We start from the raw sequence: 7,492 nt of genomic DNA, 5'->3' as shown, positions 1-7,492 counted from the left end.
GGGCGGGACGGGAAAGGTGGCTCCGCCGGGAGATGGGTGGAACGTGGCGGAGTCGGTGCCTCGTCCGGTGGTCTGCCGGAACAGGGTGGTCGCTGACGTCTTTTGGGCCATGGCGCGCGCGGCAGGTTGTAATACGCGCATTGCGCCATGCCGCCGTGACGGCAACATGACAGTCACGAGAAGGTCTCGTTACGCAGTCCCAGGTGGTACTGTGCAGCCGCTTTGCGGCCCGATGGGGGATGTCATGCGACTGCTACGCCTTCGCGCCCTGTCGCGCGATTGCGACGATGCGCGTGCCCGCAAGGCGGTCCTGAAGAAACTGGCGGTCGTGTGAGAGGCGGGCGCTCGCGGCCCAGATCACGAACCAGAAGGCAACGAGCGCAAGCGTGTGCGGAATCGAAAGATCGAGCAGCGGATGCAGCACGAGCGGCGGCAGGAACCAGAGCCACGCGGCGAGGTAGCGCAGCGTCGCTCGCGCGAGCGTGGGCGGCTCGCCGTCCGGGCCGACCACACGCAGGCGCCAGGTCTTCATCGGCAGCGTCTGTCCGCCCTTGTGCCAGAAGCCGACGAAGTACGCGCCGACCACGAAGATGATCCAGACCGCCATCGCGTTGTGATGCGTGTAGCCGTTGCGCTGCTGCAGGACGAGGCTGAACGCGAGCCCCGCGGCGAAGACTACGCCGAACAGCAGCACGCTTTCGTAGACGAACGCGGCGAGGCGGCGGCGAATCGAAACGGGCGCAGGTTCAACCGGGAAGACGACGGCGGACGGCAGGGCGGCGGCTTGGGCGCTTTCGGACACGATGGCGTCAGTTCGGGGACGGGACGTCCAGAGCATAACCTCGAACACGCGCGCGGCGATATGGCCGCAACGCCGCGGCGGGGTTAACGAGGGTGCGGAGGGCGCCGCGAGCGCCGGGTGGAGGCTTCAGGAGCCCTTGAACGCCGCGGGGGCTTCGGCGGGCGAGACCGGGATGGGCGTGGCCGGCACGAAGCTGCCGGCGGCAGGAATGCCCGCCGCAAACGACGAAGCCACTGCCGGCTCGCTCGGCGCGCCGGGCGCGGCGGGCGCGAGACCCGAGCCCGTGCTGCTCGCGCCAGCCGCGCCCGATGCCCCGGTGACGCCTGCGGGCGCATGCGCCAGCCCGCGGTGATCGCGCTCGTTGACGAGGCGCTGGATATCGCGAATTTCGCTCTTGTTGCCGCTGGGCGGGGCGCTCACGACGGTGGGCCGGCGCTTGTGCTCGCTCGCGGCAAGGCGTTCTTTTTGCTCTTCGGGGAGCTGCTGGTAAGCCTTCCAGGCGCGCTGGCGCGCCTGCGCCGGCAATTCCTTGGAAACCTGATAGTTTTCGCGCGCGACACGCCGTTGCTCCGGCGTCATGCCGACCCATTCCGCCATGCGCTCATGCAGGCGCTTCTGCGCTTCGGGCGACATTTTCGGGTAGCGTGCGGCGATCTTGAGCCATTTGCGCTTGCGCTCGTCGCCGAAACGGTCCCATTCGACGGCGAACGGCGCGAGCGCGGCGTGCTGCGCGTCGCTCAAATGTGCCCATGCGAGCGGATTGGACTGGCCGGGTAACGGCGCGAACGTGGTCGCGACCGAATTATCGACCGCGGGCGCTTTCGCCTGCGCGGGCGCGCCGGCGGTGTTTTCGCCGGTGGGCTCGGGATGAAAGCGCGGGTAGGTCGCCACATACGACACGACTGCCGCGACCACACATCCAATGACAACGGCCAGGCCGCGCTTGTAACTCACCCCGTCAGTCTCCTGCTCAGATTTCCTTAGTGCGCGCGCGTCAGATACGCGTTGAACCCGTGATCGAGGTAGGCCGTGAGCGGCAGGTCGTCGCTCAGCATGGCCGCGTCGATATCGGCGAGTTCAGCGGTGCGTTGCTGATCTTCGAAGTACGCGATGGCAAAGAGGCCCGCCACGAGTGCCGCGAGCGGCCAGGCGAGCGCGAAGCGCGCGAGCGCCGAACGGCGCCGCGCGGGCCGGTGCATGGGCGCGCCGGACAGACTGCCGACGCCGGCCGCGGCGAGTGCCGGGGCGCGCACGAGCACGACCTCGGCCTTTTTCTGGGCGAGTGCGCTCTTGCGTGCGGCGGCGAGTCGGGCGGTGGTAGCAGCGGGCAGGTTGGCGGCGCTCTCATCGAGCGCACGACGCATTTCCCGCACGAACGCCAGTTCTTTATTTTCGAGGGCGGAGCTCATAGGGTGATTCCTTTGGCCTTGAGCGCTTGAGCCAGCGTGTGGGTGGCCCGCGAGCAGTGCGTTTTCACGCTGCCTTCGGAGCAGCCCATTGCGGCGGCAGTCTCGGCGACATCCATATCCTCCCAGTAACGCATCAGAAACGCCTCCCGTTGACGTGCCGGTAATTTCTGGATCTCGTCGTCGATCATCTGGAGCACCTGGGCGCGCTCGATCTGCTGCTCGCTGCTCTCGGCGCCAGCCGTGCCCTGCTGCGCCTCGAAGGTTTCGAGGGGGTCGAACTCCTCGTCGTCGGCGTTGCCGAGCGACGAAAACAGGCTCACCCACGTATTGCGTACTTTCTGCCGACGAAAATAGTCGTGCATCGTATTTTGCAAAATACGCTGAAAGAGCAGGGGGAGTTCTGCGGCCGGGCGGTCTCCGTATTTTTCCGCGAGCTTGATCATCGCGTCCTGCACGATGTCGAGCGAGGCGTCGTCGTCCCTTACGGCGTAGACCGTCTGCTTGAACGCGCGTCTTTCGACGCCCGCCAGAAAGTCGGCGAGTTCCTTGTCTGATGCCATCCGGTGCAGGGCGCCGCCGCCAGCGTACGCGTAATCGTTCGAAGAATGTCGTAAAACTCGCGGATCCTAGCAAATTTTCGCGCCGACAGGGTAGCGGGAAGCCCGTGAGAATGTTTCGCATCATGGATGCGCCGGCCCTGGTGGCTTCCCGGCCGGCCCCTGGCCGGCGCCGCGAGGCGTGCGCGCTGCCGCAACGTTCGTGCCCGCCTTCTCAATAATTGCTTGACCGAAAGACATCGAGCCGCTATCTTCGACGGTTCGCAACATAAGTGACTTGTCTCAATTCGGATGTGGCCCAAGAAGCTCATCTGTCAACTGGACGCGCCGCTTGAACCCGAGCCACAAGCCCGGCAGAGAGCACCCGATCAATTTTTTGCCGAAAATTCGAAAGGTCAATGATGAACATGCCCAGCGCGGAATTCTCCACGTCGGTCCCCCCTTCGCAAGAATCTGACCCTCAAGCTCATACCTCCATCGGCGGAACCGTGCTGATGAAGGCGCTCGCGGACGAGCAGGTCGAATTCATCTGGGGCTATCCCGGCGGCTCGGTACTCTACATTTACGACGAGCTGTACAAGCAGGACAAGATTCAGCATGTTCTCGTGCGCCACGAACAGGCAGCCGTGCACGCGGCCGACGCCTATGCGCGTTCGACCGGCAACGTCGGCGTGTGTCTCGTGACCTCGGGGCCTGGCGTCACCAATGCGGTGACGGGCATCGCGACGGCCTACATGGATTCGATCCCGATGGTGATCATCAGCGGCCAGGTGCCTACCGCCGCGATTGGTCAAGACGCCTTCCAGGAGTGCGACACGGTCGGCATCACGCGTCCTTGCGTGAAGCACAACTTCCTCGTGAAGGACGTGCGCGACCTCGCCGCTACCGTCAAGAAAGCTTTTTTCATTGCGCGCACCGGCCGTCCCGGCCCCGTGCTGATCGACATTCCGAAGGACGTGTCGAAGACGCCGTGCACGTATGAACCGATCAAGAACGTTACGCTGCGTTCGTACAACCCGGTCACCAAGGGCCATTCGGGGCAGATCCGCAAGGCGGTGTCGCTGCTCCTCTCGGCCAGGCGTCCGTACATCTACACCGGCGGCGGCATCATCCTCGCGGATGCGTCGCGCGAGCTGAACCAGTTCGCGGATCTGCTCGGCTACCCGGTCACGAACACCCTGATGGGTCTGGGCGGCTACCGCGCGAGCGATCGCAAGTTCCTCGGCATGCTTGGCATGCACGGCACCTACGAAGCCAACATGGCGATGCAGCACTGCGACGTGCTGATCGCGATCGGTGCGCGCTTCGACGACCGTGTGATCGGCGACCCCGCGCACTTCGCCTCGCGTCCGCGCAAGATCATCCACATCGACATCGATCCGTCGTCGATCAGCAAGCGCGTGAAGGTCGATATCCCCATCGTCGGCGACGTGAAGGAAGTGCTCAAGGAGCTCATCGAGCAGCTTCAGCACGCCGAACACGGCCCGGATACGGCCGCGCTCGCCGACTGGTGGAAGGACATCGAAGGCTGGCGCGAGAAGAACTGCCTGAAGTTCGACCGTTCGAGCGAGATCATCAAGCCGCAGTACGTGGTGGAAAAGGCGTGGGAGCTCACGGGCGGCAACGCTTTCGTGTGCTCGGACGTGGGCCAGCACCAGATGTGGGCTGCGCAGTTCTACCGCTTCAACCAGCCGCGCCGCTGGATCAACTCCGGTGGCCTCGGCACCATGGGCTTCGGCCTGCCGGCGGCGATGGGCGTGAAGATGGCGCACCCCGACGACGACGTGCTGTGCATCACGGGCGAAGGCTCGATCCAGATGTGTATTCAGGAGCTGTCGACCTGCAAGCAGTACGACACGCCCGTGAAGATCATTTCGCTGAACAACCGCTACCTCGGCATGGTCCGCCAGTGGCAGCAGATCGAATACAGCAAGCGCTATTCGCATTCCTATATGGATGCGCTGCCCGACTTCGTGAAGCTCGCCGAAGCGTACGGCCACGTCGGCATGCGGATCGAAAAGACCGCGGACGTCGAGCCGGCGCTCAAGGAAGCGCTACGTTTGAAGGACCGCACGGTGTTCCTCGATTTCCAGACCGACCCTTCCGAAAACGTCTGGCCGATGGTACAGGCCGGCAAGGGCATCACCGAGATGCTGCTCGGCTCGGAAGACCTGTAACGGTATTTGCACGGCGCCGTTTCGACCTCGCGCGGCGCGCGTCCACACAACGGGCGCGCGGGTTCGCGGGGGAGGGCGGTAGCCTCGTCAAACTGGATAAATCGCGGATCACATCATGAGACACATTATTTCCGTTCTGCTGGAAAACGAGCCGGGCGCGCTCTCGCGCGTGGTCGGCCTCTTCTCGGCACGCGGCTACAACATTGAAACCTTGACGGTGGCGCCGACCGAAGACCGTTCGCTGTCGCGCATGACCATCGTTTCCATTGGCTCGGACGACGTGATCGAACAGATCACGAAGCATCTGAACCGCCTGATCGAGGTGGTGAAAGTGGTCGACCTTACCGAGGGCGCCCACATCGAGCGCGAGCTGATGCTGATCAAGGTAAGGGCGGTCGGCAAGGAACGTGAGGAGATGAAGCGGATGGCGGATATTTTCCGCGGCCGCATCATCGACGTCACCGAAAAGACCTACACGATCGAACTGACGGGCGCGAGCGAGAAGCTCGACGCGTTCATCGAAGCGATCGATGCGACCGCGATTCTCGAAACCGTCCGTACGGGCGGCTCGGGCATTGGGCGCGGAGAGCGCATTCTGAAGGTGTGACCCGACCACAGTCGATCTTGCACCGGAACCTGGCCGGATGCGCAAATAATGACGCATCCGGTGAAGCAAAAGCGAATAGCAGTACCGAAATTCACCAGACTCTCGCCAAGGAACCAACATGAAAGTTTTCTACGACAAGGACGCCGATCTCTCCCTCATCAAGGGCAAGCAGGTCACGATCATCGGTTACGGCTCGCAAGGCCACGCACACGCGTTGAACCTGAAGGACAGCGGCGTGAACGTCACGGTCGGTCTGCGCAAGAACGGCGCATCGTGGAGCAAGGCTGAGAACGCCGGCCTGCAGGTCAAGGAAGTGGCCGAAGCGGTGAAGAACGCCGACGTCGTCATGATGCTCCTGCCCGACGAGCAGATCGCCGATGTCTACGCGAAGGAAGTCCACGCGAACATCAAGAACGGCGCAGCGCTCGCGTTCGCGCACGGCTTCAACGTGCACTACGGCCAGGTGATCCCGCGCGCGGATCTGGACGTCATCATGATCGCCCCGAAGGCGCCGGGCCACACGGTTCGCGGCACCTACTCGCAAGGCGGCGGCGTGCCCCACCTGATCGCTGTCCACCAGGACAAGTCGGGCGCAGCGCGTGACATCGCCCTGTCGTACGCAGCGGCGAACGGCGGCGGCCGTGCCGGCATCATCGAAACGAACTTCCGCGAAGAAACCGAAACCGACCTGTTCGGCGAACAAGCCGTGCTGTGCGGCGGTACGGTCGACCTGATCAAGGCTGGCTTCGAAACGCTGGTCGAAGCCGGCTACGCGCCGGAAATGGCTTACTTCGAGTGCCTGCACGAACTGAAGCTGATCGTCGACCTGATCTATGAAGGCGGCATCGCCAACATGAACTACTCGATCTCGAACAACGCCGAGTACGGCGAGTACGTGACGGGCCCGCGCGTCATCACGGCCGAGACGAAGAAGGTCATGAAGGAAGTCCTGAAGGACATCCAGACCGGCGAATACGCCAAGAGCTTCATCCTGGAAAACAAGGCCGGCGCACCGACGCTGCAATCGCGCCGCCGTCTCGGCGCCGAGCACCAGATCGAAGTGGTCGGTGCGAAGCTGCGCGCGATGATGCCGTGGATCGCCGCAAACAAGCTCGTCGACCAGTCGAAGAACTAATCTGACGGTATCAATCTGATCGCGTGTACGGTTTTTTGCCGTCACTCATCAGTTTGACCTGAGCTAGACCTGAAAAAGCCGCCCAGGTGGGATGAACCCTGGGCGGCTTTTGCTATCCTACGGTTTTTAAAATAACAGCGAAGCCACCATGAATTACCCTCATCCGATCATCGCGCGCGAAGGCTGGCCGTTCATCGCCATTGCGGCCGTCGTGGCGCTCTTGATCCATGCGGTCGCAGGCTTCGGACTCGCATGGCCCTTCTGGCTGATCCTGATCTTCGTCGTCCAGTTTTTCCGCGATCCGCCGCGCCCGATCCCGAGCCAGGCCAACGCCGTGCTGTGCCCGGCGGACGGCCGCATCGTCGCCGTGGAAACCGCACACGACCCATATGCAAACCGTGAAGCGCTCAAGATCAGCGTGTTCATGAACGTCTTCAACGTCCACTCGCAACGTTCGCCCGTGGACGGCGCCGTCGCCAAGGTCGAGTACTTTCCGGGCGCGTACCTGAACGCCGCCATCGACAAGGCTTCGACCGAGAACGAGCGCAATGCCGTGGTCCTGACGATGGCCGACGGCACGACCGTCACCTCCGTGCAGATCGCGGGCCTTATCGCGCGCCGCATTCTCTGCTACGTGCGTGCCGGTGAGCCGCTGTCGCGCGGCCAGCGCTATGGCTTCATCCGCTTCGGCTCGCGCGTCGACGTCTACCTGCCCGTGGGCAGCCGCCCGCGTGTGTCGATTGGCGAGAAGGTGTCTGCCTCGTCGACGATCCTCGCCGAACTGCCGACCCAATCGGCATAAAGG

At 63.6% G+C, this 7,492-nt stretch carries 8 protein-coding genes; 4 read left to right on the top strand and 4 right to left on the bottom strand.

The genetic code is table 11. From position 1 onward, the window contains the following. Nucleotides 1–253: 253 nt before the first annotated feature. The 4 genes from M3I56_RS33090 to M3I56_RS33075 form a co-directional block, all read right to left on the bottom strand. A complete protein-coding gene (locus M3I56_RS33090) occupies nt 254–838 on the bottom strand; it encodes an RDD family protein (protein WP_302057099.1) in 585 nt (194 codons plus the stop codon). A 90-nt stretch (nt 839–928) separates the two neighbouring features. After that, nucleotides 929–1,756: a DUF3106 domain-containing protein gene (locus tag M3I56_RS33085; protein WP_254357580.1), complete on the bottom strand. Its 828-nt coding sequence runs from the start codon at nt 1,754–1,756 to the stop codon at nt 929–931. Between the two features lie 26 nt (nt 1,757–1,782). Continuing rightward, nucleotides 1,783–2,211, bottom strand: coding sequence for a DUF3619 family protein (locus M3I56_RS33080; RefSeq protein WP_254357579.1), 429 nt, complete (start codon nt 2,209–2,211; stop codon nt 1,783–1,785). Beyond that, complete coding sequence (locus M3I56_RS33075) at nt 2,208–2,771, bottom strand: RNA polymerase sigma factor (protein ID WP_254357578.1); 564 nt, start codon at nt 2,769–2,771, stop codon at nt 2,208–2,210. The genes M3I56_RS33080 and M3I56_RS33075 overlap by 4 nt, the downstream gene beginning before the upstream one ends. 398 nt (nt 2,772–3,169) lie before the next feature. Between M3I56_RS33075 and M3I56_RS33070 the strand changes: the two genes are divergently transcribed. The 4 genes from M3I56_RS33070 to M3I56_RS33055 all read left to right on the top strand — a co-directional run bounded on the left by M3I56_RS33070 (nt 3,170) and on the right by M3I56_RS33055 (nt 7,489). Next, on the top strand, nt 3,170–4,945 hold the full coding sequence (locus M3I56_RS33070) for an acetolactate synthase 3 catalytic subunit (protein ID WP_254357583.1): 1,776 nt from the start codon (nt 3,170–3,172) through the stop codon (nt 4,943–4,945). 115 nt (nt 4,946–5,060) lie between these two features. Next, on the top strand, nt 5,061–5,552 hold the full coding sequence (gene ilvN, locus M3I56_RS33065; RefSeq protein WP_028205690.1) for an acetolactate synthase small subunit: 492 nt from the start codon (nt 5,061–5,063) through the stop codon (nt 5,550–5,552). A gap of 118 nt (nt 5,553–5,670) precedes the next feature. Then, complete coding sequence (gene ilvC, locus M3I56_RS33060; protein ID WP_028205689.1) at nt 5,671–6,687, top strand: ketol-acid reductoisomerase; 1,017 nt, start codon at nt 5,671–5,673, stop codon at nt 6,685–6,687. A 148-nt stretch (nt 6,688–6,835) separates the two neighbouring features. Continuing rightward, on the top strand, nt 6,836–7,489 hold the full coding sequence (locus tag M3I56_RS33055; protein WP_028205688.1) for a phosphatidylserine decarboxylase: 654 nt from the start codon (nt 6,836–6,838) through the stop codon (nt 7,487–7,489). The last annotated feature ends 3 nt before the right edge of the window (nt 7,490–7,492 follow it).

This window comes from Paraburkholderia sp. CNPSo 3281 (assembly GCF_024206515.1).
GTDB lineage: Bacteria > Pseudomonadota > Gammaproteobacteria > Burkholderiales > Burkholderiaceae > Paraburkholderia > Paraburkholderia nodosa.
Note: the sequence above shows the minus strand (reverse complement) of the source record. Positions and strands in the feature narration are given on the sequence as shown.